This is a genomic window from Endozoicomonas sp. (genome assembly GCF_031844845.1).
GTDB lineage: Bacteria > Pseudomonadota > Gammaproteobacteria > Pseudomonadales > Endozoicomonadaceae > Endozoicomonas.
Map to the genome: position 1 here is coordinate 1 of NZ_JAVRMB020000313.1, position 22,226 is coordinate 22,226.

At 46.5% G+C, this 22,226-nt stretch carries 26 protein-coding genes, 3 tRNA genes, 1 pseudogene and 1 riboswitch; of the genes and pseudogenes, 16 read left to right on the plus strand and 14 right to left on the minus strand.

The features are described 5' to 3' along the window. The coding region (locus tag RM811_RS17300) for a hypothetical protein (protein ID WP_402526848.1) at positions 1 to 215 on the plus strand (215 nt) is incomplete at its 5' end. A gap of 369 nt (positions 216 to 584) precedes the next feature. Next, the gene (locus RM811_RS17305; protein WP_402526849.1) at positions 585 to 1,913 is read left to right on the plus strand and encodes a hypothetical protein; all 1,329 of its coding nucleotides are present in this window, start codon (positions 585 to 587) and stop codon (positions 1,911 to 1,913) included. A 121-nt stretch (positions 1,914 to 2,034) separates the two neighbouring features. On the opposite strand, the gene RM811_RS17310 is transcribed toward RM811_RS17305, so the two are convergent. From RM811_RS17310 to RM811_RS17335, 6 genes are all read right to left on the minus strand, one after another. After that, entirely contained in the window at positions 2,035 to 3,021 is a 987-nt protein-coding gene (locus RM811_RS17310) for an ABC transporter substrate-binding protein (protein WP_402526850.1), read from the minus strand. Between the two features lie 3 nt (positions 3,022 to 3,024). After that, positions 3,025 to 3,777, minus strand: coding sequence for an ABC transporter permease (locus RM811_RS17315; protein ID WP_402526851.1), 753 nt, complete (start codon positions 3,775 to 3,777; stop codon positions 3,025 to 3,027). Positions 3,778 to 3,780: 3 nt separating this feature from the next. Beyond that, entirely contained in the window at positions 3,781 to 4,569 is a 789-nt protein-coding gene (locus RM811_RS17320; RefSeq protein ID WP_402526852.1) for an ABC transporter ATP-binding protein, read from the minus strand. Positions 4,570 to 4,903: 334 nt separating this feature from the next. Then, complete coding sequence (gene thiD, locus RM811_RS17325; RefSeq protein ID WP_402526853.1) at positions 4,904 to 5,725, minus strand: bifunctional hydroxymethylpyrimidine kinase/phosphomethylpyrimidine kinase; 822 nt, start codon at positions 5,723 to 5,725, stop codon at positions 4,904 to 4,906. Positions 5,726 to 5,900: 175 nt separating this feature from the next. Beyond that, positions 5,901 to 6,023, minus strand: a riboswitch (TPP riboswitch). 115 nt (positions 6,024 to 6,138) lie between these two features. Next, positions 6,139 to 6,582, minus strand: coding sequence for a hypothetical protein (locus RM811_RS17330; protein ID WP_402526855.1), 444 nt, complete (start codon positions 6,580 to 6,582; stop codon positions 6,139 to 6,141). 280 nt (positions 6,583 to 6,862) lie between these two features. Beyond that, positions 6,863 to 8,482: a hypothetical protein gene (locus RM811_RS17335; RefSeq protein ID WP_402526856.1), complete on the minus strand. Its 1,620-nt coding sequence runs from the start codon at positions 8,480 to 8,482 to the stop codon at positions 6,863 to 6,865. Between the two features lie 423 nt (positions 8,483 to 8,905). Between RM811_RS17335 and RM811_RS17340 the strand changes: the two genes are divergently transcribed. The 3 genes from RM811_RS17340 to RM811_RS17350 are packed head-to-tail and all read left to right on the plus strand — an operon-like array spanning position 8,906 to position 10,217. Beyond that, positions 8,906 to 9,154: a hypothetical protein gene (locus tag RM811_RS17340; protein ID WP_402526857.1), complete on the plus strand. Its 249-nt coding sequence runs from the start codon at positions 8,906 to 8,908 to the stop codon at positions 9,152 to 9,154. Next, complete coding sequence (locus RM811_RS17345; protein ID WP_402526859.1) at positions 9,129 to 9,908, plus strand: ABC transporter substrate-binding protein; 780 nt, start codon at positions 9,129 to 9,131, stop codon at positions 9,906 to 9,908. The genes RM811_RS17340 and RM811_RS17345 overlap by 26 nt, the downstream gene beginning before the upstream one ends. A gap of 9 nt (positions 9,909 to 9,917) precedes the next feature. After that, a complete protein-coding gene (locus tag RM811_RS17350; RefSeq protein ID WP_402526861.1) occupies positions 9,918 to 10,217 on the plus strand; it encodes a hypothetical protein in 300 nt (99 codons plus the stop codon). A gap of 210 nt (positions 10,218 to 10,427) precedes the next feature. Here RM811_RS17350 and RM811_RS17355 read toward each other — a convergent pair whose 3' ends face one another. Then, positions 10,428 to 10,862, minus strand: coding sequence for a hypothetical protein (locus RM811_RS17355; RefSeq protein WP_402526863.1), 435 nt, complete (start codon positions 10,860 to 10,862; stop codon positions 10,428 to 10,430). Positions 10,863 to 12,090: 1,228 nt separating this feature from the next. Between RM811_RS17355 and RM811_RS17360 the strand changes: the two genes are divergently transcribed. Beyond that, complete coding sequence (locus RM811_RS17360) at positions 12,091 to 12,429, plus strand: hypothetical protein (RefSeq protein ID WP_402526864.1); 339 nt, start codon at positions 12,091 to 12,093, stop codon at positions 12,427 to 12,429. Between the two features lie 90 nt (positions 12,430 to 12,519). Continuing rightward, positions 12,520 to 12,825, plus strand: a pseudogene (gene rmuC, locus RM811_RS17365) (DNA recombination protein RmuC); the annotation flags it as partial. On the opposite strand, the gene RM811_RS17370 reads toward rmuC, so the two are convergent. Continuing rightward, positions 12,800 to 13,213 (minus strand): hotdog fold thioesterase, encoded by a 414-nt coding sequence (locus RM811_RS17370; protein ID WP_402526865.1) that lies wholly within the window; start codon positions 13,211 to 13,213, stop codon positions 12,800 to 12,802. The pseudogene rmuC and the gene RM811_RS17370 sit on opposite strands and share 26 nt — an antisense overlap. 29 nt (positions 13,214 to 13,242) lie before the next feature. Next, on the minus strand, positions 13,243 to 13,353 hold the full coding sequence (locus RM811_RS17375) for a hypothetical protein (protein ID WP_402526867.1): 111 nt from the start codon (positions 13,351 to 13,353) through the stop codon (positions 13,243 to 13,245). Positions 13,354 to 13,988: 635 nt separating this feature from the next. Between RM811_RS17375 and RM811_RS17380 the strand changes: the two genes are divergently transcribed. Both RM811_RS17380 and RM811_RS17385 read left to right on the plus strand, forming a co-directional pair. After that, complete coding sequence (locus RM811_RS17380) at positions 13,989 to 14,489, plus strand: GNAT family N-acetyltransferase (RefSeq protein WP_402526868.1); 501 nt, start codon at positions 13,989 to 13,991, stop codon at positions 14,487 to 14,489. Positions 14,490 to 14,732: 243 nt separating this feature from the next. Next, positions 14,733 to 15,407 carry a phosphohydrolase gene (locus tag RM811_RS17385; protein WP_402526870.1) on the plus strand — a complete coding sequence of 225 codons (675 nt, stop codon included), beginning with the start codon at positions 14,733 to 14,735 and terminating at the stop codon, positions 15,405 to 15,407. Positions 15,408 to 15,552: 145 nt separating this feature from the next. Here RM811_RS17385 and RM811_RS17390 read toward each other — a convergent pair whose 3' ends face one another. Continuing rightward, positions 15,553 to 16,620, minus strand: a complete 1,068-nt coding sequence (locus RM811_RS17390) for a pyridoxal phosphate-dependent aminotransferase (protein WP_402526871.1) — start codon at positions 16,618 to 16,620, stop codon at positions 15,553 to 15,555. A 234-nt stretch (positions 16,621 to 16,854) separates the two neighbouring features. Here RM811_RS17390 and birA point away from each other — a divergent pair, with 234 nt between their 5' ends. The 7 genes from birA to RM811_RS17425 all read left to right on the plus strand — a co-directional run bounded on the left by birA (position 16,855) and on the right by RM811_RS17425 (position 20,235). Next, the gene (gene birA, locus RM811_RS17395; RefSeq protein WP_402526873.1) at positions 16,855 to 17,868 is read left to right on the plus strand and encodes a bifunctional biotin--[acetyl-CoA-carboxylase] ligase/biotin operon repressor BirA; all 1,014 of its coding nucleotides are present in this window, start codon (positions 16,855 to 16,857) and stop codon (positions 17,866 to 17,868) included. Continuing rightward, positions 17,865 to 18,611 (plus strand): type III pantothenate kinase, encoded by a 747-nt coding sequence (locus RM811_RS17400; RefSeq protein ID WP_402526874.1) that lies wholly within the window; start codon positions 17,865 to 17,867, stop codon positions 18,609 to 18,611. The genes birA and RM811_RS17400 overlap by 4 nt, the downstream gene beginning before the upstream one ends. Positions 18,612 to 18,636: 25 nt before the next feature. Beyond that, positions 18,637 to 19,344 carry an SPOR domain-containing protein gene (locus RM811_RS17405; protein ID WP_402526876.1) on the plus strand — a complete coding sequence of 236 codons (708 nt, stop codon included), beginning with the start codon at positions 18,637 to 18,639 and terminating at the stop codon, positions 19,342 to 19,344. Between the two features lie 188 nt (positions 19,345 to 19,532). Next, a tRNA-Tyr gene (locus RM811_RS17410) sits at positions 19,533 to 19,616 on the plus strand. Between the two features lie 105 nt (positions 19,617 to 19,721). After that, positions 19,722 to 19,795 (plus strand) — tRNA-Gly (locus RM811_RS17415). A gap of 13 nt (positions 19,796 to 19,808) precedes the next feature. Beyond that, positions 19,809 to 19,884: transfer RNA gene (locus RM811_RS17420), tRNA-Thr, on the plus strand. Positions 19,885 to 20,043: 159 nt separating this feature from the next. Continuing rightward, positions 20,044 to 20,235 (plus strand): hypothetical protein, encoded by a 192-nt coding sequence (locus RM811_RS17425; protein ID WP_402526878.1) that lies wholly within the window; start codon positions 20,044 to 20,046, stop codon positions 20,233 to 20,235. Between the two features lie 309 nt (positions 20,236 to 20,544). On the opposite strand, the gene RM811_RS17430 is transcribed toward RM811_RS17425, so the two are convergent. Genes RM811_RS17430 through RM811_RS17445 form a run of 4 tightly spaced genes read right to left on the minus strand, consistent with a single transcriptional unit; the run spans position 20,545 to position 22,208 of the window. Further along, entirely contained in the window at positions 20,545 to 20,985 is a 441-nt protein-coding gene (locus tag RM811_RS17430; protein WP_402526891.1) for a VUT family protein, read from the minus strand. After that, a complete protein-coding gene (locus RM811_RS17435) occupies positions 20,867 to 21,364 on the minus strand; it encodes a hypothetical protein (RefSeq protein ID WP_402526894.1) in 498 nt (165 codons plus the stop codon). The genes RM811_RS17430 and RM811_RS17435 overlap by 119 nt, the downstream gene beginning before the upstream one ends. A 56-nt stretch (positions 21,365 to 21,420) precedes the next feature. Continuing rightward, the gene (locus RM811_RS17440) at positions 21,421 to 22,047 is read right to left on the minus strand and encodes a helix-turn-helix domain-containing protein (RefSeq protein WP_402526880.1); all 627 of its coding nucleotides are present in this window, start codon (positions 22,045 to 22,047) and stop codon (positions 21,421 to 21,423) included. Next, on the minus strand, positions 22,044 to 22,208 hold the full coding sequence (locus tag RM811_RS17445; RefSeq protein WP_402526881.1) for a hypothetical protein: 165 nt from the start codon (positions 22,206 to 22,208) through the stop codon (positions 22,044 to 22,046). Before RM811_RS17445 ends, RM811_RS17440 begins: the two co-directional genes overlap by 4 nt. Between the last annotated feature and the right edge of the window lie 18 nt (positions 22,209 to 22,226).

Here is a 22,226-nt window from a genome sequence, read left to right on the forward strand (position 1 = left end):
GCGCCAGGACCCAACCACAGACACGATTCCTGTGGTTGGCTATGCATTCCCACGCAGAGCGTGGGAACGAGGTTCCTGGTGGGTTTTGCGACAGCCTCCTGCGCGGGAAAGACGGAGGGTCAACCTTTTGCGACACCCTCGGAGGCGGGGATCCACTGCTCGCGATGGATTTCCGCCTTCGCGGGAATGACGGCAGTGGTATAAACCAGTATTGAGGATCTTTTGCCACACCGCGCAGAGCATGGAGACTGGATTTTAAAGGCTCAGCATAAACTCACAGGCATCAAATTTTTCTTTAGCTCACCCTTCTTCTGAAGGTGGTCAGAAAATGCCTGAGAACGGCCCGTATCCTTAGCTGCAGGTCTCAGATCAAAGCGGGAAATGGTGTCGAACCAGACGCGATGATTCAGTTCATTATCCACGTTGTTTCGGGATGTAGTCCCTTAAGATTTTCCAGGAGGCTTTCAGATTATTCACAATAATCTGTGAGCCCGGCTCAATTATTCTGGAACAGAATAAGTATTAAAGTGTCAGATAGAATGTTTTAAAGAAAATATTACATTTTTGATATGCAGGAGGAAATTATGTGCAGTGATGGTGTTCGTGTTGATAATTCAGATGTGATGGGGGGCCGGGATTTATTTGCTGCTGGAAACAGGTGGGTTGAGAGTAAAGGATCTGGTGCTGCTAGTTTTAATGGGTATAAAACGACTGTCCCTGAATCTTGTGAAAAAACCGAAGGTTATCTGAATAAAGTCAGCTGTGAAGAGCCGGGCGATCCAGATGTAAGTATGTCTGAGCGAGATATAGATTCAATACAAAATATAGATCAACAATTTGATCAGGCGGTCTTAAAGCTAAATGAAGAGCTTCTCGAAGGAGAGAGGTATAGAAAGCAAGCCATTGAACAACATGATGAAAATAAAAAGATTCAGACTGCTCTTGAAAACTCAGAAGCCAAAGTGGAATCTTTAAATGATAAGATTCAGGTTGAAGAAAAAAACAATCTTCAAATAGTGGAGAACTGCCAGTCACTTCGAGATCACTTGGCTGAAGAAATAAAGAAACACTCTGCAGCACAGCAAAGAGAGAAACAGCTCTCAAAACAAAATCAATCGTTAAACGAACAAGTTAAAAAATTATCTGATGAAAATCTTGAGCTCAACCACTCTCTTGTCGGAAAAACTCAAACTCTTGCAGGTGAGGGTGAATCATGTTCCGGGTCTGATCGCTTTAATAATCAGGCCAACTCAATGATGTTTGAGAGTGAGTCAGAGGTTTCTACGTCATTAAATCTGGAATTATACCGTGTGTTATTATCAGATCCTGAATTTATCAAAGATGACAGGTCTAATGTTCTTGAAATGGATTGCTCAGAAACAGATGCTGCTGTGCTGGAAAATAATAACTTAAAAAAAGAGCTGGCTGTTGTTAAACAGCAGCTTGAAGTGGAACAAAATGTTTTGGAAGCAGCTTATCAGAAAACCAAGGAACTCACAGATGAACGATCTCAGTTACAGTATCGCAATAAAATGCTTAACGATGAACTGGGTGAAAAGGTGCAAAAAAATATTCGGGTGATTTCTGAGAGAGACTGTGCACATAAGCAAGTACAGGGGCTGTGTGAACAGGTTTCTTTCCTTCAGGTAGAGATGAGCCAACGGGATAATGAGTTAAAACGACTCAAAGATACAGAGCAGGAACTGGATCATGCCCGGCAGGAAATCCAGTCACATCAGGGTGACAGGCTTCAGAGTGCTGAAACTGCTGAAGAAAAACAGGAATTAGAACAAATGATGAGGGTTGTAGCTGATCTGTGGGCCGTTATCGAAGAGTCTACTGATGATAAAGCTAAACAAAAGTGTCAGGCTATCGTTGAACCATTCACTACAAAATCTGGGGGAGTAGTTTGAAGGTCGATAAAATGGCTTATTGAAAAGAAACGGTACCGGTTACGGAACCGTTTCTTTCAGAACTATTGATTAAACGGCTTAAGCCGTTTACAGGCAGCTAGCTTACAGATGATATAACACCTCAAAGGCTTAGCATAAAATTACTGGCATCAACTTTTTTCTTCAGCTCACCTCTCTCCTGCAGATAGTCAGCAAATGCCTGATAACGGCCAGCATCCTTAGCAGCAGGTCTCAGATCAAAGCGGGAAATGGTGTCGAACCAGGCGCGACGGTTCAGTTCATTATCCAGTTGCTTCGGACTGTAATCCCTGAAGATTTCCCAGGATTTCTCTGGGTTATTCACAATAAATTGTGTACCAAGCTCAATGGCCCGGAGAAAACGACGGATAGCTTCTTTATCATTCTTTTCACGGTTGGCAATAAAAATCAGTTCATCATAAGGCGGGATATTGTGTTCTTCGAAATAGAACATGCGGCCTTTACGCCCTTCAATTTCAAGCTGATTCAGTTCGAAATTCCGATAGGCACCCATAATGGCATCCACCCGGCCACTCATTAGAGAAGACGACAGATTCCAACCAACATTGACCAGCTTTACATCTTTGGCACTGAATCCATAGGGCTCGAACAGCGTGTCCAGAATGGCATTCTCTATACCGCCAATATTCAGTCCGATGGTTTTGCCTTTCATATCCTTGAGGGATTTGATGGGGCTTTCATCCAGCACAATCAGGCCATCCAGCGGTGTTGCCACCAGGGTGCCTGCCCAGGCCAGGGGAAGGCCATTGGCCACACCGTGAATCAGGCTGGGCTGGTAGTAGACAGCAAGATCTACTTTTCCGGCAGCCACCAGTTTTGGGGGAAGATTCGGGTCCGCAGGCTCCTGGATATCAATCGTGAGTCCCTGGTCTTTGAAGTAACCTTTCTCCTGAGCAATGATGATGGGGCCGTGGTCCGGGTTAACAAACCACTCCAGCATCAGGGTCAGTTCTTTGGGTTCTTTTTCTGGCTGAGTGCTGGAAGGCTGATTGTTTGCACTGGCATGCAGGTTAATGGACAGCATCAATGTCATCGCCCAAAAGAAGACCTGTCTTATCGTTTTTTTCATTATTTATTCCTGAGAAGTTTCCGGTTGCCACGGAATGAGTCTGCGCAGCAGGCGGTCAGTGGTGTAGTAAAGGGTGACGGAGCAGAATGCCAGTACAGTGAGTGCCGCGAACATCTGGTCAACCCAGAGTCGTGCGTTCGCCTGAAGCATGAGATAGCCAAGTCCGGCACTGGAACCAACCCATTCACCAACGACTGCGCCAATGGGTGCAACGACAACCGCAACCCGCAGCCCTGAAGCAAGGGCAGGCAATGCCGCTGGCCAGCGAATGTTTCGGAGAATGGCGAACCGGTTTCCACCCATGGTTTGTGCCATGTCCAGCCAGCCTTGGTGGGTATGGCGTAATCCGTCGTAGCAGCAGGTTACCACCGGGAAGAAAATCACCAGAATGGTCATCACCACTTTGGAGGTCATGCCGTAACCAAACCAGAGCATCAGTATCGGCGCGAGGGCAAATACCGGAATTGCCTGGGTAATGAGCAGTGGCGGCAACAGCCATGGTCTTAGTGCTGTAAAATAAACCAGAATCAGCGCCAGAATGATGCCCATAAGCACCCCGAGGAATAGCCCCATCAGCATTTCGCTGAGCGTAACCAGCGTGTGTTCCCACAGCAGGCTGGCATTCTCAACCATACTTTGTGCCACCGCCCCCGGACCGGGAAGGATATAATCCGGCATATCAAAGACAATCACCAGGGTATGCCACAGGATCAAAAGGCCAAGAAAAACGATGAAAGGTTTGATGGCGTCTTTCATTTTTTATTGCTCTCCTTTTACCGGTTTTTCATCAAACGACTCGTGACGTAAACGATCCAGAAGCTTTCCCTGTAACATCATAATTCCATTGTCTTCCAGTGATCGTGGTGTCTTTCCGGGAGGGGTAATGGCATCGGTCAGCCGGGCAGGGTATCCCCGCAGATGATAAACATCATGACCAAGACGAAGTGCCTCCAGTGGGTCATGGGTAATCAGCAGTACGGTTCGGTTTTCCAGCAGTTCGCAGGCAAGATCCTGAAGGTTGAGCCGGGTAATGGCATCCAAAGCCCCAAAGGGTTCATCCATTAACACCAGTGGCCGGTTTTCCATCAGGGTTCGGGCCAGTGCTGCCCGTTGACGCTGACCACCGGAAAGATGTTGTGGCAGAACACGGGCTTTCTCGGTCAGACCCACCTTTTCCAGAATGGACATGGCCTGGTCTTCAACTTCAGGCGGTATCAAAGGGTGACGCTTTACTATGTCGGTAAAGCTGCGGCGCAACCGCTGACCTAATGTGATATTTTCGAGTACCGAAAACCAGGGGAGTAAAAGATCCTGCTGCGCCATCCAGGCAATACGATGACTCACCGGAAAACCATCCTGACAGAGTATCTCGCCAGTGGTTTCACCCGCAGGAAGGCCTGCAATCAAACGCAACAGGCAGGTTTTGCCGACACCACTACCGCCCAGGAGGCAGGTCCATTTTCCACCTTTCAGGATCAGATTGAGGTTTTCAAAAACGCAGTGGTTTTTGAATCTCAAGCTGGCATCCCGAATGATCACATCAAACATAAAAATCGTTTCCCGTTTCCCGTTTCCCGATGCCCGAAAAAGCCGTTAGGGAAGCTGCAATGAACTCGTTCCCACGCTCTGCGTGGGAATGCATACCGTACCCGCCACAAACGAAACAGCCAGTGTGAAGACACGCCCAGGCAGAGTGACTCCGCGTTCTCTCGCTTTGCATGACGCTTCAGGCTACGGCTATCAGAAAACTCTGTGGCATGCGGCAAGTTCCGTATGCATTCCCACGCAGAGCGTGGGAACGAGGTAAAAATCGCTTCCCGTAAAAGCCGTTACCGCTTGTGCTTTTGCGGGCAACGGGACGCGGGTAGCGGGCAGCGGTCTTCTACCAGGTGCGGTAAAAATGATGAACCGGCCCGTGTCCATCATTCCTGTTTTTGGATATAGAGATATTGTCAGCATGGGCAATGGCACCGGCAATATACTCCTTGGCTGATTTTACCGCGTCCATCAGGGAATAATCCCTTGCCAGGTATGCAGTAACAGCAGACGACAGAGTACATCCAGTACCGTGAGTATTGCGGGTCTTGACCCAGGGGGATTCAAGCTTATGGAGTGCCTTACCGTCATGGAAAAGATCAACCGCCTTGCCATTGCCTGAGGAGAGGTGACCACCTTTCAGTAATACGGCACTGGCTCCCAACTCCATTAACGGGTCTACCATGGCAATCATGGCTTCCAGAGATTCAGGTGGTGAGCAGTCCAGCAGAACAGCGGCCTCTGGCAGGTTTGGAGTAATCAGCGTTGCTTTGGGAATCAGTTTTCTGCGCAGGATATCAATGGCGGCTTTCTGAAGGAGAACATCACCACTGGTGGCAACCATAACGGGATCAACAACCAGATTTTTTAACGGGTAGTCACTGACTGCCCGGGCAACGGTTTCAATCACCTCTGGCTGGCTTAGCATGCCCACCTTGGCGGCCAATATATTCAGGTCTGAAAATACAGAGTCCAGCTGTTGTCGTACAAAAGCCGGTGTGACATCAAAGATACCTTGTACACCCAGTGTGTTCTGCGCAGTCAGTGCGGTAATAACACTGCAGCCGTAGACGCCCAGGGCCGAGAAGGTTTTCAGGTCTGCCTGAATTCCGGCTCCGCCGCCACTGTCAGAACCGGCAATGGTTAAAGCAATTGGTGTAGAAGGCATAAGCTCGGAACGCTCCATTGGGTACATCATCCGAGCTGGCGGGAAAAGCAATCCGGGTCTTGGGCTGGTTTCAGCTTCCTGTTCAAAAGAGCGTCGAATAATGGGCTATTGTACTGTTTTTAGTACATGCCGATTTTTATCAGCCCTTTTATCAGCTAAAGGCAGCGCTTTCACAAAGGAAGGCCCGTTGGTTTCCTACGCCAGCATTATCTGGTTCAGGTTCTATGGGTTTTTCTCAGTTCTGCTTCTCAGTTCCGTCTCTTGGTTTCGAGAAGGCAGAACACCCCAACCAACAACGGGCAAGAGTCTATGGGGTTTGGCATGGGCTGTCCAGTGACTCATAATGCCTCTATGTAATGATCGTTAATGGCATAGAGGCAGATGATTAACCAACAACTAATGAAAATCAGGTGTCAGTTGCCGTTGAAAAAGTCGTCAGGATTAAAATCAGAAGCTGGTTTTTCAATATCAGAAGGTGATTCTTTAAGAACAACAGGCAATTCTGTTAAATCAGATTCAGCGGGATATGAATACAATGAATCTATACTAATCTTCAGGGTGTAAAATTTTATATTATCATTCTTGTAGTTCAGAAAGCAGGTTTTATTTGTGGTGAAACTGGGGTAAACCTCCTTCATGATTTCAACCTTCATACCAATAAAATATTGAGAATATTTGTTGTTATAGGTTTGAAGTAAAAATAATTCTTGAGCTTTTTTTTTCCTTTTCCTGTCTGGTTGCAGCAGGAAAGCGGTTGCCCTGTCTGGTTGCAGCAGGAAAGCGGTTGCGACTATATTACGAGGAATGCATTGCATAATATTTTCAATATTAATAGCGGTTGAAAAATAGTTAGACAATTGAATTGCCGGTTCAGTTCAGGTTAAGTGTTGGTGTTTTTCCACAAGTCGCTGAAAGCTTGCTGTACCGAGGGACTCAGTAATTTCGAGAATCTCGCGGCGTTACTGGCTTTGGGACGTATACCAACACTTAACCTGAACTGAGCCTGAATTGCCTGTGAAGTTCTGAATTACTGTAAAAATCGGGGGATTTAGCAAAACAGTCGTAAATTCTCTCCTTTAGCAAGTCAGTCGTAAACCCTCGCCTTTAGGCTCTCGGGTCCGATAGGGCGGGGAGCAGTCACTCGTTGTTAATCGCCTTCCAGGCACTTTCCATTCCCTCGAGAGATGCCTTTCTGTTTGGCTGAAGCGTCAGCGCCCGTTGATAATAAAACTGAGCTTCACCGGCCCGGTGTCGAGCTAACAGAAAATCCCCATAAAGTTCATTCGCTGGTTTTACGACCAACGGAATACCGTGCTCATGCACCATATTATCCTCCATGGTGCTGGCCTGTTTAAACCAGGCTTCCGCTGACCGGTAATTTTCTTCATTGAGCTGGGAAATGCCTTCTGTGAGTTTATGCATAATAAGGATGGCGTCCCTATCGGGTGGCGACTGCGTGGTAATATCCTGAGTCATCAGTTTTCTGTAGTCTGTCAGCGCTTTCTGTACCCTGTCAGCATCATCGATTTGCCAGCCATCATAAGCGTTGGCAAACAGGTTGGCAGCCAGTGCACTGGAGATCTTGCCGTCATGGGAAATAGACGTGTTCCGGACGACCTTCCTGCCCGTACTGTCAGTCGGTGAATCTATCAGGAAACCGGCGCTGGCAAATAACAGGTATTTTTGTTTTGATGCCGTAGGTTTCCGATCATACAGACTATACAGGATATTAATTTCTTTCAGTGCCTCTTCGGTTTTCCCCTGTTGCAGAAGGGCATAGATTATCCAGCCAAAACCATGATATTCCAGCGAGTCCTCATTCAGACCCAACTCATCTGCCCGACGCAGGGATGCCTGCCAGGCGTAGCAATTGACATCAATGACCTGCTGCCAATCACCTTTGGTCATATAGTAATGAGATGGCATGTGCAGGGTGTGAATCGAACCCGAAGTGACACGGGCTATGATTTTTGCTGCCTGCTCGCCCATATAGGATTGAACAGGATTTTCTGTGGCATGCAACAGGTAGTGCAGCGCACCCGGATGGTTGGGCTGTGTCTGCAACACCTGTTGAAAAAGGGTAATCGCCTGCTGGTTAGTGTCAAAATCAAACGTTCCCCGTCGTGTGCCAAGAATGCTGTAACCATAGAAAACCTTAAGATCCGGGTTATCAGGGAATCGCTGGTATAATGTCGCCATCTTGTTTCTGAAGATCCATTCATCAGAGCCTTTTTCATAGGGGGGGCGGTGGACACCGTCGCCCGCCAGCAACGCTCTGGTGGCATCGATATACCCTTTTTCCAATTCCGTCAGCTGTTCGAAGTTGGTGTGTTGATCCAGTCGTTTCAGGGCGATCCGTCCCTGATCCTGATCTCGGGCGTACCAGATGAAAATCTGGCTGGCAATGATTTCACCCCAATACGCCATGGCAAAACCCGGATCGATGCTCTGTGCTTCGCGAAAACTCCAGGTCGCCTCGGAAAACTCATAGGTATGTAATAACTTCATTCCCGTCAAAAAATGTTGTCGGGCAGCCTCGCTGGTGGTGGTGACCGCCATCTGTAGCTCACCAATCTCCCGGCCCTGTTTCCAGGGTGCATAGGCTTCGACATCATCATGGTAATGTGCAGATTCAGCAATGCCGGACCAACCTGTCAGCAACAATATACTGAAGATTCCAGAGGTAAGCGTTTTTTGAAAAAAATGATGGGTTAATGGTTTCCTTCTGATTCCCAATAAAAATGATGATAAAGACATTTCGCCAATCTCCTTTATTTGGCTTTTTATACGAATGCAGCTTTATTTATTATTCATCATTTTATAATAATGATCTGAGTGGGAAATGAAAGGCGTGTTAAATAGAATGTTAGCAATACTAACCCTATTGTCAGTACTTATTGTTGCCCGGTAAAAAGAACACCTCTTATAATCAATAATAAAAAGCTGGCATCATCTCTTAGTTTGAACTTCTCAGGGTTTTTTCTGTGACGATGAATGTTGGATAAAAAAATATTAGGTAAAATAATATTTCGGATAATTTTTCTGGCTTATTAATTTTCAATGTTTTTATTATAACGATTGAAATAAATAGCAAATATTGAAAATCAATCAGTAATCTTAATGCGTTTTCTTAACAGGCAAAAGCTGTCTGAAGTATTGAGAGAAAGGGGCTTTATAATTGTGTTTTCTACGACAAGCTTACGAATACGTTTAAAACTCATACAGCAATTGGTTACCAGCAGGTCATTATGCCTGTTGTTGTCGCTGTTCATATCAACGTCCTTAGTCGCCGGCGAAACCTGGGACATTGGTGGTATGTTTACCCGTGTCTACCATGATGGGCGACCCGCTGACTGGGGAGAATATGCGCTTCAGGCAGCCAGAATGGCCGTCAGGGATGTCAATGACTCCGGCATGCTGGGTGGCTGATAAGCTGGCGTTTAAAAATGCCAATATCGTGGATTATCATTGCTGGCCCGACAATGTTGACAGGCTTGCCCCGCCCCTGTTCCAACGTAAACTGCTGGCGATGGTGGGTGCAGACTGCTCCAGTCCAGCCACCCGCATTGCTACCATCGCCAATGACTACCAAACACCGGTCATTTCCTATGGCGCTAACTCTGATAATCTCAGCAACAACCGTTTATTTCCCTGGTTTTTGCGTACAGTGACTCCTGGCAGTCGGTATGACACCTATCTGATTGATATCGCAGTACATTACGGTAAACAAAAAGTCGCATTACTTTATACCACCGATGATTGGGGGTTGGGTGCCAAAGCGTCCATACAGTCTCGGGCAGAAGAGTATGGCATGACGTTGGAGGCGGCTATTGGTTATCCGCGAAATACATCGGTATCCAACGTTCAGAAATTGCTGATTGAAAAACTGGCTGATAATGTGGATGCAGTACTGATCGTTATGCCGACACCTGATACTGTCACAACTTTCAAGGCGTTGGGGGAGTTGGGCCTGAACCGATCGAATCGTATGATGCTGGCCGGAGAAATGTTCTCTGCTGATGAGTCGCCTGCGGTGGTCAGGCATGCGCAGGGATACATGGCTCCCATCGCCCGATTACCAGACACTCCGGAATTATCCGGCTTTCGTCGTTCATTTTCTGAATATATGGGTGTGACGCCCGAACTTCATAGCAAGGCATTCATTTATGCGGCACTTTCTTAAGACAGCGTTATGGTGATTGCTAATGGTTTGAAGGCGGCGAAAGACAAAGGTGAGCCGCATATTGATGGCAAGGTGCTGATGCCTTACTTCCGGAGGGTACAGTTTTCTGGTGTCAGCGGGGATATTGCTTTTCAGACCGACACCAACGATCGTGCCATGATGGACATTGGCATTATGAAACTTGAGGGGATGTCCTCAGATGGCACTGAAACGGTATATACCGAGATTGGCAGAATTCATGGAAATAGTGGTCGCTTTGAACGCTATGAAACGTCACCGACAAGGCCAGGTTCAGGTGGAGTGCGATAGTTTTAATTCTGTATAAGGGAAGCTGCAATTAAAAATACACCATCGTCATCCCCACGAAGGCGAGGAGCCACTGCCCACGGTGGATTCCCGCCTTTGCGGGAAGGACGACAGTGGTATAAATCGGCATTTAAGACTTTTTTCGACAGCCTCCTTCGCGGGAACGACGGAGGGCTGGCACTTTTTACAATGCCACTTCCCTAAGTAATGCAGCTATTCTGCATACAGTATTCGAGTGCAGACATTTACCGAGCATTGTTTACCGTTGAAAACGATAGAATGGCAAGGTTGATTTTTTGAATACCCAAGTGTTTTACCCTCACATAAAAGCTGGCCTGACAGATCATAAAACTTGTAGCTGGTACCATCACAATAATCATAACAGGTGTGTGAGTTATCCAGTTCAGATGTTCCCGGCAATAGTTGCCAGCTATCGTAATAAGACTCGAACATTACGGTGATACCTGAAAGGTTTCTGGCTTCTACAAAGACTGAATAGGCTCCTGAAGAGGCAATGACTGGATCGGGTTCTGCAGTGCTGCAACCATCATCACTGAATACCGGCATTTGCGGTTCATCCAGATTTTGCGCCTGAACAAGAAAAGGTACTGTTAATAAATGGCATAAAACAATATTAGATATATTCATAACTGAATCTATTTACGCGACAAGTCAGGCAATAACTATAGACAGTCAAGGGGAAGTTGTTTTTTTAAATTCGACAGTCAGGGTACCCGGTGTGATGATGAGCGCCTGCAGGATTCGATCGGGTTGTTTTTAAATTAACCTGCCAGGCAGTAGTGATTGCGAAGTCCCTTAATAATTTCCCGATTTAGAACTCGCTATCCGTTCACCCTGAGCCCCCCTTCGTCCGTTCATCCTGAGCGAAGTCGAAGGGCGTTCAGGATGAACTGGCGAAGGGTTTTTGGCACGATCTATCATGGGCCGGGAGTTTACGTTCTTAGACAAGCTTCAGAGCTAGAGGGCGAGCGGGGTTTGGAGTCTTGGAAATACGGAAGTTATTCAGAAACTACGCCTTAAGAGCCACCTTAACCTAATGATTCTGTTGAGTTGTTAGCTATGTTGACGCTGTTGTTATTCATTTAATAGAGCGTTGTCTATATTATACCTGACCATTAGTAATCGAATGTTTTCGACAGTAACCTCAATAATAAGCGTTCTTAGGGTAGACATTAAGGAATTCTTACTGATGGTACACTGCACCCAGCTTTCTTTTAGCACCTGCTGAGTGGCGCTTGCGGTTGGTTGATACCTGTTGTGGTTCAAACAGTAAGCAGGTGGAAGTTTGCTTTCGTATAAATTGACTGTACGTATGGTTAGCTTTGTTTGATAAACCGATTATTCCCAGTAATAGCAATGTGTATAAGCATGATGGCCACTTCTTGAAAGGTGACCAATTGTTTGATTTTCAATATTTTTCACCGGAAAAATCGGAAATACCATCTTCCTCTTTTGCCTTAGCTATAAAAAAATTGGAACTTATTCCTTGGCTAGTGTTCAAAATATTCGTTAGCAAACTATCACCTACTTAGCCCTTAAATTAATGAGATGCTTAATGTCTACCGTAAGAATAAGCGTTAACCTATTGATGCCAAGGGTTGAAGCTTTTTAGTATTTAAATGGTCAAAGCAATATGGTCAGGGACTTATTACCACAGACAAGGATGCTTGAAGGAACTCTTTAACTATCTGTTGTTTGTATAAACGGTCACAAATAAACAACTGTTTAAAGGAGAGACATCATGATCACAACCGAAACACAACAATTCAAAAATAATGGTACTAATTTTACGGGCGTACAAGAATCAGGTCAGGGTTAAAATCCGAAAACTAAAAGAGCAAGTTTTTTTGGTCGATTGGTTAAGATTATTTATAATGTTGTGACTTTCATTCCTGGAAAAATATGGGATTGTATTAAATATATTTGCAATGCTATTAAAAACTCTATTCATGACCGAAAGGTTCGTGCTAAACCTGCCCCTTTATACCAAGATGTTGGCACGTTGGAAGAGCTGAATGAAAAGCGTAATAAGGATGTAATACATGCGTGCAAGATAGCGCGACCAGATCCTGATGTTGAATACATATATAGGCAAGCTTTTATTGCCGAGGCTCGATTGAAGGGTATATCAGTAGCTGAATTAGATAGACAGGAAAAGGCTAAATGTGAGGCTCGATTGAAGGGTGTAAGGTAAGCGTCAGGCAAAACCCATCTACAAAAAATAATTCACTACCGGGATACTGAGTCTAACCATCAATCCCGGAGGTAACACGTCAAGCAAACGGGTAACTGGGGTGAAATGCAGGTTGAAACCATTCTGGACAGTCGCGGTCTGATCAAGGGGCAGGAATACGAGCGTGAACCTGATTCCAGGGATGAGGACGGGCAGAACAAACGACCAGACTTCATTATCCACCTGCCGGAAGGCAAGCACCTGATCATCGACTCCAGGGTGTCGTTGGTGGACTACATTACCTACGTGAATGCAGAAACCGATGAAGATCGTGATGCCGCCATTGTTCGTCATATTCAGTGTATTCGAAACCATATACTGGCTTCCAGCTTCACATCTTTTTGGTGGCCATGGTAATGCGGGAAATACAGGTAGGCCTGCCTTGCTCATCCTCTATTTTGATTTCCCAGACCTGAGTGCTCCGGCCAATATGGATGGGTCGGGTTGTGCCGGTGACCTTGCCAGAAGTCGCAGAGCGGAGGTGGTTGGCATTAATTTCCAAACCAACACAGTAAGCTCCATCCTCGCAACAAAGGTTAGCTGCAATGCTGCCCAGGGTTTCAGCGAGCACTACGGATGCGCCGCCATGTAAAAGTCCCATGGGTTGGATAGTGCGATGGTCTACTGGCATGGTGCCACGGAGAAAATCATCGCCCACTTCAGTAATTTCAATACCTACATGGTCACACATATTCCCCTTGAACACTGCGGCATTGGGGTCATAGGGCCTTTTCCAGATTGACATCTTTTTTCCTTTTGTATCCGATTTTTCTGTTAAAAAAGTTTAAGCAGCTGGTTTCTCTCTTTGCTCTCCACACTCTTTTTAACACCCTTTTTAACACCCTTTTTAACACTCTTTTTAACATAAGGGAGGATATGCATCATGGCATTCGTGTGAAATTTTCGATCGGCTCGTCGTTTCAGGATTTTTAAATGAGTTTTATCAGGTTTCTGGTATTTGTAATACCACCGATTTTTACCACATCAAACGATATTGTTCTTACAGCCATACTGGGATAAATTCGAATAAAATTGTCCCGTTGGGGCCATAATTTGATGTTGGCAGTCCTTATTTAAGAGGCAGAGTCTGACCCCCCCGATATTCTCTTTCAAGTCTGATGTAAATAACTGCAGAGGGGGACGGGGTGATAGGGCCAGGATGTGTTCTTTACAAAGCGTTTGGCTCTTTTTTCAGGGAACTTTTGACAGATAAAGCACACTAATATCTGTAAGTTGGATTTTTATGGCCTTTGATATAAAACTTTATCCATTGGAGGCGGTTGTTTTTAAACGCACTCTTATTAGGTTTATCAATTTTAGATGGTCTGAATTCAGGTTTTGAGCAGTTGATCTCTTTTGTAATTCCTGTTTTTTAGCGATGACGAAAAGGGCTCATGCTCAATAGAAATATCAGTGAATCAGCTTTTATATTATTCAGATTATCTGTTGTAGAGAGAACTTTATGGACATTCTAACTGTCCAAGCTGGCGACCTATATGTTTTGCTGGAGACTATTTCCCGTGTTGATTGTTTCTGATACGCCTCGCCTGATACTTCGTACCTGGCAGCTGCAGGATGCAGATGCATACTCTGTCTTGCTGGGGGAGGTCCCTTCAAATTGTTCAGATGTCATGGCGACAGAACCAGGCAGTCTGGCAGAAACAGAGCTATGGCGGTATCAGGCTGAACTCGACAAGTGGGGATGGTCCCGCTGGGCGGTGGTGTTCAAAGAGAACCATCAGTTGATAGGTTACTGTGGCTTTTCTCCTTATGGTAAACACATTGAGATGAGCTGGCGTTTTTTACCAGAATATCGTGGCAGAGGTCTGGTGCTTGAAGCCATTGAGGCGGTTACCCAGTTTGGCTTTAACCAGCTGGGCATGGAAGAAATTATCTCTTATACAATGCCTGACAATGAATTTGCCCAGGGTGTCATGCAGGAGTTGGGAATGACACTTGACCGTTTTGAGGGCTGGAGTACCTGTACCGTAGCGAGGTATCGGATTCAATCGCCTGCCTGACGATAGTGTGCTTTTTTTAGCGCCCAGTCTTTGCGCTTTCTGTGTAATTGGAAACCCCTCTCCTCTCTTTACCTTATTGTCATAGCCATTCTGATCGGAAATTTCTTCAGGCTTGGCCATAATGCCAATACGTATGAAAAATCCGCTACCACCTGAAAAATCGTTTCAATAGCAGTACAATTCAGATAATTAGCTTCAAAGCTTGTTTTTATTATCCATTCACTAGCTTTTTTATCTGACCTCATGAGCAATTCCTGCACAGAAACACTGAATCGCTGGGAACAGCAAATTATCTCTTATCTGAAATCCATTGATCATGAAAGCGATGATGCTTCTCATGACTTCTCTCATTTTCAGCGTGTCTGGAAGACTGCACAGCAGATCATGGAGCAGGAGCCGGTTTCGGTAAATCAGCTGGTGGTTTTGGCTGCCTGCTATTTTCACGATATTGTTGTCTTGCCTAAAGATCATCCACAACGGTCACAGGCCTCCTCTCTGGCTGCAGTAAAGACCCGGGGCTGCCTTGAAGAAATGGACTTTCCCCGTGAGCTTATTGATAACGTATGTCATGGGGTTTCAAGTCATAGTTATTCTGCAGGTATTACGCCTGAGACGATTGAAGCAAAAGTGGTTCAGGATGCGGACCGAATGGAGGCACTTGGAGCCATTGGTCTGGCCAGAGTTTTTTACACATCCGGTATCTTACGACAAAAGATGTTTGACTCTGAAGATCCATTGGCTGAACGTCGTGAGCTTGATGATCGTCAGTATGCCCTGGATCATTTTCAATTAAAGCTGCTGAGATTATCTGAAACCATGCAGACCAATGCCGGGCGAAAGATGGCGGAAAAAAATTCTGATTATCTCAGGGATTTTATGGGTAAGTTGCTTAAAGAGTTGGATGGAGATTACTCCTGAAAGCATTCTAAGGAATTGTCCTGAAATAAGATCCACATTTTACTGAAACTTGTAAAAGCCCGCTACCCGAAAAAGCACAAGCGGCTCTGGCTTTTTCGGGTAGCGGGAAGCGGGCGGCGGGTAGCGTTCGTTTGATGGCAATGGCTCACGATGTTTGCTGTGAAAGCGCCTCCTGAATCCTGTCTATCAGATGCCGGGTCTGAGTGATATCTCCCAAGGTTATTCTCAGCCCCTTGCGCCCACTCTGGTCGACTTTGGGGCGGATAAGAATGTTGTGGTTACGCAAGTGCTGCTCAATAGCATCCGGGTTGTCAGGAAATGCCCAGATAAAATTGGCTGCGCTGGGCCAGTAGGGGATTTCCTGCTGGTCAAGGAACTGTTCCAGCAGTAGTTTGGATTCCTCCATAACTTCTTTAACGTATCGCTGGGTATACTCTGGATGGTCCAAAGCTGCATCAATAGCGACAGCTGCAAACTGATTCACATCATAAGGGCCGCGAATATTCAGCAGTGCTTTGATGTTATCGGGGTGGCTAATGACATAACCCAGTCGTATTGATGGTAAACCCCAGGTTTTTGAGAAGGTTCGTGTAATCAGGATATTCGGGTAGTCCATCACCCTGTCGGCGACAGTTGTCTGCGAGTATTCAAAGTAACACTCGTCAACCAGCAGTGCAGTATCAGGTGCGGCTCTGGCAATAGTAAGAATATCTTCACAACTGATTTTTGTACCACTCGGATTGTTCGGGTTGGCTATCACAATCAGCCGGGTTTCGGGCGTGATTGAATTCAATACTTCATTGACCGGGAAGCCTTCATCTTGTCTATAGGCAGGCTCTATTATTTTTAGTTTCTCAATATTGGCGCACTGACGGTACATCGCGAAAGTGGGGCAGGGGATGATGATCTCATCGTCTTCAGTGCAGACGGCACGAATAATAATGTCGATGCCCTGATCAGAGCCATTGGTAATCATGACCTCTGATTCACTGACACCCACGTAATTGGCGATCTTTCGGGTCAGATCACCATAGGAGGGGTACATTTGCAGTCGATCATCATTGATAAAGTTTATCAACGCCTGCTTAACATGATGGCTGACGGGTAATGTTCTTTCATTGAAGTCCAGTAGCAGATGTTTATGAGGGTCCCTGCCTTCCAGAGGAGGGGTGTAGGCACTCATCCGGGTGATGTGGGATTTGAAAATGCTCATCTGCTGCTTCCCTGATCCATCGGTTGTTTTCAATATTTGGAGGGTTTGCAGTATAGGTAGAGTCAATAAAGGAATCTATAAAGAAACCCGGCCGTTAAGTTGGGTATTCCGGACTACAGGATATATTATCTATACCGGACGTACTCAAAGATGCGGCCAGGCTTTCATTTTCTGGTTACTTCCGCTGATTAACCGGGTTGTATCCCCCTGACAAGGCTTTTGGGCTCGTTATAAATGGAAAAAGTATTAAAGTTGCTTGCTGATGGCAGTTTTCACTCGGGTGAAGCGTTGGGCAGCGCCTTAGGCATTAGTCGTGCAGCTGTGTGGAAAAAACTGAAAATGCTTGAAGAACTTGGCCTGCAATTGGATTCAGTGAAAGGAAAAGGCTATAGGCTGCATCCGGGAGTGGAGCTGTTGGATCAGCAAAAGATTCTGGATGGTCTGGATCAGGCCGTTAGAGAGGCTGTGGTTATTCAAACCTGTCTGAAAACAGCTTCAACCAATGATTTGGTAAGGGATATCCATGTTGCCAGTCCGGCAATCAAGGGAGTATGTCTGGCAGAATATCAGACCAGTGGCCGTGGTCGCCGGGGGAGGTCGTGGAATAATCCATTTGGTTCTACTATCAGCATGTCGGCCCGATGGTTTTACAGTGCCGGCATGGCTTCACTTGAAGGCCTGAGTCTTGCTGTGGGCCTTAGTGTCGTTAAAGCGCTGAAATCCTGCGGCGCGGACAATTTGAAGCTAAAGTGGCCTAATGATGTGCTCTGGCAGTCTTCAGCGGACTTTCAGAAACTCAGTGGTATTTTGCTGGAAGTTCATGGTGATCCTACCGGAGACTGTGAGGTTATTATTGGTATTGGTGTCAATATTGCCCTGAGTCAGGAGCAAATAAATGATATTAATCAGCCCGCAGTGGATATTCAGCGCGTTTGTGGTGTGACAGTGAGTCGTAACCGGGTAGCAAGCGCACTGATTAATGAATTGTGCCGAACACTGGATGCTTTCAGCCAGCATGGCTTTAGTCACTTTAAGAAACAGTGGGAGCAATACGACGCTTTTGCTGGTCAGAATGTTGTTCTGGATGCATCGGGGAATCGTGTTTCTGGTGTAGCCTCCGGGGTTAATGTCCGGGGTGGACTGTTATTGAAGACGGGTGAGGGTATGATGGTTTTCAATGGCGGTGAAGTTTCATTGAAGGCTGGCAGCCCGGGAAAGCCATTAGCTAAAAAGAGCGCGGAAAAATGAGAATTCTGGAACTGGATGCAGGTAATAGTCGATTAAAATGGCGAGTGTCAGATACCGATGGCATTGTTTCCCATGGCTATCTTGCTAACAGTGATGACTGGCATCAGGAGCTTCCCCTGCTAATGGGGCAGATTGGGCAGATAGACTGCGCAAGAGCATCCATTGTTTCAGGTAATGAGCGTTTTGAGTTACTCAATGCTGAGATTGATCGCCATTTCAATATTCCCTTGCTTCAGGCTGAGGTGAAATCAGAATGGCGGGGTGTTCGTGTTGCTTATCCCGGTTTAGGGGTTGATCGCTGGTTGGCCATGCTGGCTGCCAATCATCAGGATCAGCGGGCTGATAAGCTCGTGGTCAGTTGTGGTACGGCGATTACCCTTGATGTATTAAGCAATGATGGTGAACATTCCGGCGGGTATATTGTGCCGGGTGTTGGGTTGATGAAGAGAATGTTGCATGCCAATACGGCTCAATTGCCCATGGTTGAAACGGCAGCTTCTGATGTGATGCCAGGCAAAAACAGTATCGACTGTATTAATAACGGTATTCTGGCCATGGTCGCAGCAATGGTGAATACACAGCAGGCTATTCATAAAACTTCTCATAAAGCATCTTATAAAGATCGTGTCGTATATTTAACGGGAGGTGACGGCGCTTTGCTTAAGCCCTATATCCATGGTGAGTGCTTTTATTATCCTGAGTTGGTGATGAATGGACTGGCACTTGCCTTTGAGGACGCTTGAGCTGAGATAGCTCTGGAATAAAAGAATGCGCTGGACGGTTATTTTTCTTGTGTTTGCCAATCTCGGTTACTTTGCCTGGGGCTCTTATCATGAGTCCAGGGAAGGGTACTGGCTGCCTGAAGAAAGTGATGCTTATGAAGCATCCGGTGAACGACTGGTTTTGATCTCAGAGACCGGTAGGGCAGATTCATCTTCTTCCGGTGCTACGGCCGGCATGAAAGCTTTCAGGAATTCATCGGCTCAGGCAGGGCGCCGGCAGGTCAATCAATGCCTCGTTGTGGGGCCTTTTGCCAATGTGGTTGAGGTGGATGAGCTGCAGCAACGTTTGTTTGCGGTGGGGGTTAGCAGTCAGGAAAAAGCGGATGACAATAGTCAGCAACAGGATTACTGGGTTCATATACCACCTTTACCCAGTCGCGATGCGGCGATCCGTTTATTAAGGGAGTTGCAGGCGCAAAGAATTGATAGTTTTGTGATTACTCAAGGTGAGTTGGCCAATGGTATATCGCTGGGTCTTTTTTCCCGGAGTGAATCTGCCAAAGTAGTGAGTCGTCGTTTAACGAATGCGGGTTATGGTGTTGCGATAAAGTCTCTGCCGAGGATTCCCGAGCAATGGTGGCTTGAGATGGATGCTGCTGTAGAAGGCAGGCTGAGTTCTTCGTTCTGGGATGAAACTGCGGATCAGTTTCCTGGGCTGAAAAGGTTAAAAATGGCGTGTCAGAAAAGCTTGTGAGAAACTTGTGAGAAAAAGAGGTTTAAAAGCATTGCAACGGGCAGGGAGTTTCTCTAGTATACGCATCGCTGCTCAGGGAGACAGTTAGCCGGACCGGAACATTAAAGGTGATTTGAAAGACAGAATCATCCGAAAGAAAAAGGTTGGGTTGACAAAGAAAACTTCCTGAATAGAATGGTGCAGCATCTGGTGGGGTTCCCGAGTGGCCAAAGGGATCAGACTGTAAATCTGACGCGAAAGCTTCGCTGGTTCGAATCCAGCCCCCACCACCAGATTATTTTTTCCTTGTATTGAGTTTGAACTGAAAAGCTGTTCTGCTAATGCTTGGTTGGTGTTGGCTTCTTTGAATAAGAGGTCTGGCACAGGTGGTCTTTTGTGCGGGTATGGTTCAACGGTAGAACCTCAGCCTTCCAAGCTGATGATGCGGGTTCGATTCCCGCTACCCGCTCCAAATCGTATCCAGTGCTCTTATAGCTCAGTTGGTAGAGCGCATCCTTGGTAAGGATGAGGTCACCGGTTCGACTCCGGTTAAGAGCTCCATTTTAAATCAATGACTTACAGTAATGTAGGTCATTTTTTTTGCCTTTTAAATCGTGCTGTGTAATTTATGTGTAATCTCAGACGCAAGAAAAAGGCTGTGTAACCTGGCTGTGTAATTTGTCCGTGTAATTTGTAATATCTGCTCGGGCTCTACGGCAGGTGGTATTAGCGCACACCTCCACCGGCAAGCTCTCCCCCTCTGGCAACAACCCACAACCAATCAATATTCGCCTTGTCAGCCTGCCTGCTTTCCGCTGGGTAATGCTCGATACCTGTCACATCAGGGTCGAAGATTTCATTCTTGATATTTTGCAGCCAGTGATGGGGGATTGGTTGGTCATCGTGGCATAGCACTATGGCCTTAATGGCTATGACTGAGAAGTTTTTTTGCTGCGGGTCGGTGGGTTGATTGCGGTTGGTTCGTATTCCTTCAGGTGGCCTCTTACGGAGGCAAATCGATCAGATCACCGGGGCTAAGGTTTTTCTTTAAAGGAACGCTCCCAGCTCTGACTGCGGTTGTTATTGGCCCCACTTTGCCGCTTGGGTGATCACACTCAGGTTTTCACCTTATCATGGTCAGCTGGCTTTATCTTCTCCCGTTCTGTCCCGGGCTCAATGCCTGTGACCAAGTTATCCAAACCAGAACAGTTTAACGCCCACCTACTTCACATACTCACGACGCCACCACCGGGTGCCATAAACAATGGCCACCCCGATGGGCAGATAGACCATCACTAACCGCAACTTTGCCAGCGTGGTGTCAACCACCAGAGCCATTAACATGGCATCAGCCCAGAACTCACCGTAACCGGCAAAGGAAACAATCGCCGAAAATACCACCACGGCAATGACCGAGGAGATGGCGCAGCGAATGAAGAACAACCGGTTTTTCATCATTCTCCGTATGTTTTGGAAAATCCAGATGTTGATCATATCGGTGATAAACAAGGAGAAGCCCAGAACGATAAAATGGCCGGCCAGTTCACTGATGACAAGTTCTAGGTGCATCAGCTTTGCCCAGGCATATCCCAGCGAACCAACAATCACCAGAAGACATGAAACATCCGCGACTAATTGCCTGGCCCTGCGCTGGCCATACAGTTCTGAGATTGAATCCAAAAAAATAAATGACAAAGGAAAAAACAGCGTACCCCCCTGTCAGCATTATCCCCAAAACCTCCAGCTTTCCGAGAAACACCAGCGGGCACAATATAACTACCGCCATATAGGATAACCGAAGCAGCCTCAATACCTTTTTTTGGGTGTTAAGTGAGAAGGAGTAAGAAGAACCGAAGGTGCACTTATCGGTGACGACATAAGGATGATCTTTAAGCATCTGGAACAGTCTTGCCTGGTCTTTTTTGGACAACTCGTCCACCTGGCCAGATTCAATAAATGTCTTAAGCTTTCTGGACGTGGTTAATCCGGCCTTGGTGACCACCACTTCATCTTTTACCGGATCGTAATCGACTAAATTCATTATATTTATCAGCCTTTTTGTTAGACTCTTTTGAATGGAAAGTGGCTTCCCAGCCCTTACTTCCTGATTGCCTCCTCTGCCTGGTCTATCTTCCAGTAATCCATATTCCGAACCCGGCCAATCACCTCCATATCCGGGTCTTTGGCGACGATGCAGTCCATGCCCTGATAGTAAGTGAGAAAACTGACCAGCCGTTTACGACCATCCCTGTTAATCCACGCGGCAAACAGTCCCGGCCCCGGGCGCGGCTCTTTTTCCACGGTCAGCAGGGTATAGCCGGGAAAGTATTCATTCATTTCCGGAATGTAAAAGTACCGGTACAGATCCGGTGATGTGGGTACATGTCGCTGGCTGGTAAAAATATTTGGCACCGCTACATCAATATCGTAAATCTCTCCCTCAGTGGGCACGATGGTCACTGTTCTGCAAAAGCTGCCCTGCACCGACTGGGGCCTTTCATGGTCGTAAGGCCCACCACTTCCGGTACCCAGCCAGAGGGGGTTAACCCCCATGGCCTCCGAAAGGGTATCCAGATATTTGTGAGGGGTTCTGATCTCACCATTGGCCAGGCGATAAAGATACCCCCGGTCAATGCCGGTTCTACGGCTGAGCTTGGGGATACTGCCAATCGCTGCCAGTTCCATGGCCTGATACAGACGGTTGGCCATCTCCGGATGGTTCATTGTTTTTTGCCTTTCACATTATGTTTTCGCCACAGCATTACCAGTGCCATAAGACGATCCTCTTCTTCTTCCAGGCTTTCCAGTTGCTTGTCCATCCTATTGACCGCTTTCATTACTTGTTTTAGTTTGCGGGAGTTGCCGGGTTCACAACCTACTTCCATGTGGATAAGATCCGTAAT

Coding starts and splice junctions, on each gene's coding strand:
- RM811_RS17335 (WP_402526856.1), bottom strand. CDS start 8,482: ATGTCTTTATCATCATTTTTATTGGGAATCAGAAGGAAACCATTAACC.
- RM811_RS17305 (WP_402526849.1), top strand. CDS start 585: ATGTGCAGTGATGGTGTTCGTGTTGATAATTCAGATGTGATGGGGGGC.
- RM811_RS17445 (WP_402526881.1), bottom strand. CDS start 22,208: ATGGAAGTAGGTTGTGAACCCGGCAACTCCCGCAAACTAAAACAAGTA.
- RM811_RS17355 (WP_402526863.1), bottom strand. CDS start 10,862: ATGAATATATCTAATATTGTTTTATGCCATTTATTAACAGTACCTTTT.
- RM811_RS17345 (WP_402526859.1), top strand. CDS start 9,129: ATGACTCCGGCATGCTGGGTGGCTGATAAGCTGGCGTTTAAAAATGCC.
- RM811_RS17315 (WP_402526851.1), bottom strand. CDS start 3,777: ATGAAAGACGCCATCAAACCTTTCATCGTTTTTCTTGGCCTTTTGATC.
- RM811_RS17435 (WP_402526894.1), bottom strand. CDS start 21,364: ATGAATTTAGTCGATTACGATCCGGTAAAAGATGAAGTGGTGGTCACC.
- RM811_RS17310 (WP_402526850.1), bottom strand. CDS start 3,021: ATGAAAAAAACGATAAGACAGGTCTTCTTTTGGGCGATGACATTGATG.
- RM811_RS17350 (WP_402526861.1), top strand. CDS start 9,918: ATGGTGATTGCTAATGGTTTGAAGGCGGCGAAAGACAAAGGTGAGCCG.
- RM811_RS17440 (WP_402526880.1), bottom strand. CDS start 22,047: ATGAACCATCCGGAGATGGCCAACCGTCTGTATCAGGCCATGGAACTG.
- RM811_RS17320 (WP_402526852.1), bottom strand. CDS start 4,569: ATGTTTGATGTGATCATTCGGGATGCCAGCTTGAGATTCAAAAACCAC.
- birA (WP_402526873.1), top strand. CDS start 16,855: ATGGAAAAAGTATTAAAGTTGCTTGCTGATGGCAGTTTTCACTCGGGT.
- RM811_RS17370 (WP_402526865.1), bottom strand. CDS start 13,213: ATGTCAATCTGGAAAAGGCCCTATGACCCCAATGCCGCAGTGTTCAAG.
- thiD (WP_402526853.1), bottom strand. CDS start 5,725: ATGCCTTCTACACCAATTGCTTTAACCATTGCCGGTTCTGACAGTGGC.
- RM811_RS17400 (WP_402526874.1), top strand. CDS start 17,865: ATGAGAATTCTGGAACTGGATGCAGGTAATAGTCGATTAAAATGGCGA.
- RM811_RS17375 (WP_402526867.1), bottom strand. CDS start 13,353: ATGATGCATATCCTCCCTTATGTTAAAAAGAGTGTTAAAAAGGGTGTT.
- RM811_RS17385 (WP_402526870.1), top strand. CDS start 14,733: ATGAGCAATTCCTGCACAGAAACACTGAATCGCTGGGAACAGCAAATT.
- RM811_RS17390 (WP_402526871.1), bottom strand. CDS start 16,620: ATGAGCATTTTCAAATCCCACATCACCCGGATGAGTGCCTACACCCCT.
- RM811_RS17405 (WP_402526876.1), top strand. CDS start 18,637: ATGCGCTGGACGGTTATTTTTCTTGTGTTTGCCAATCTCGGTTACTTT.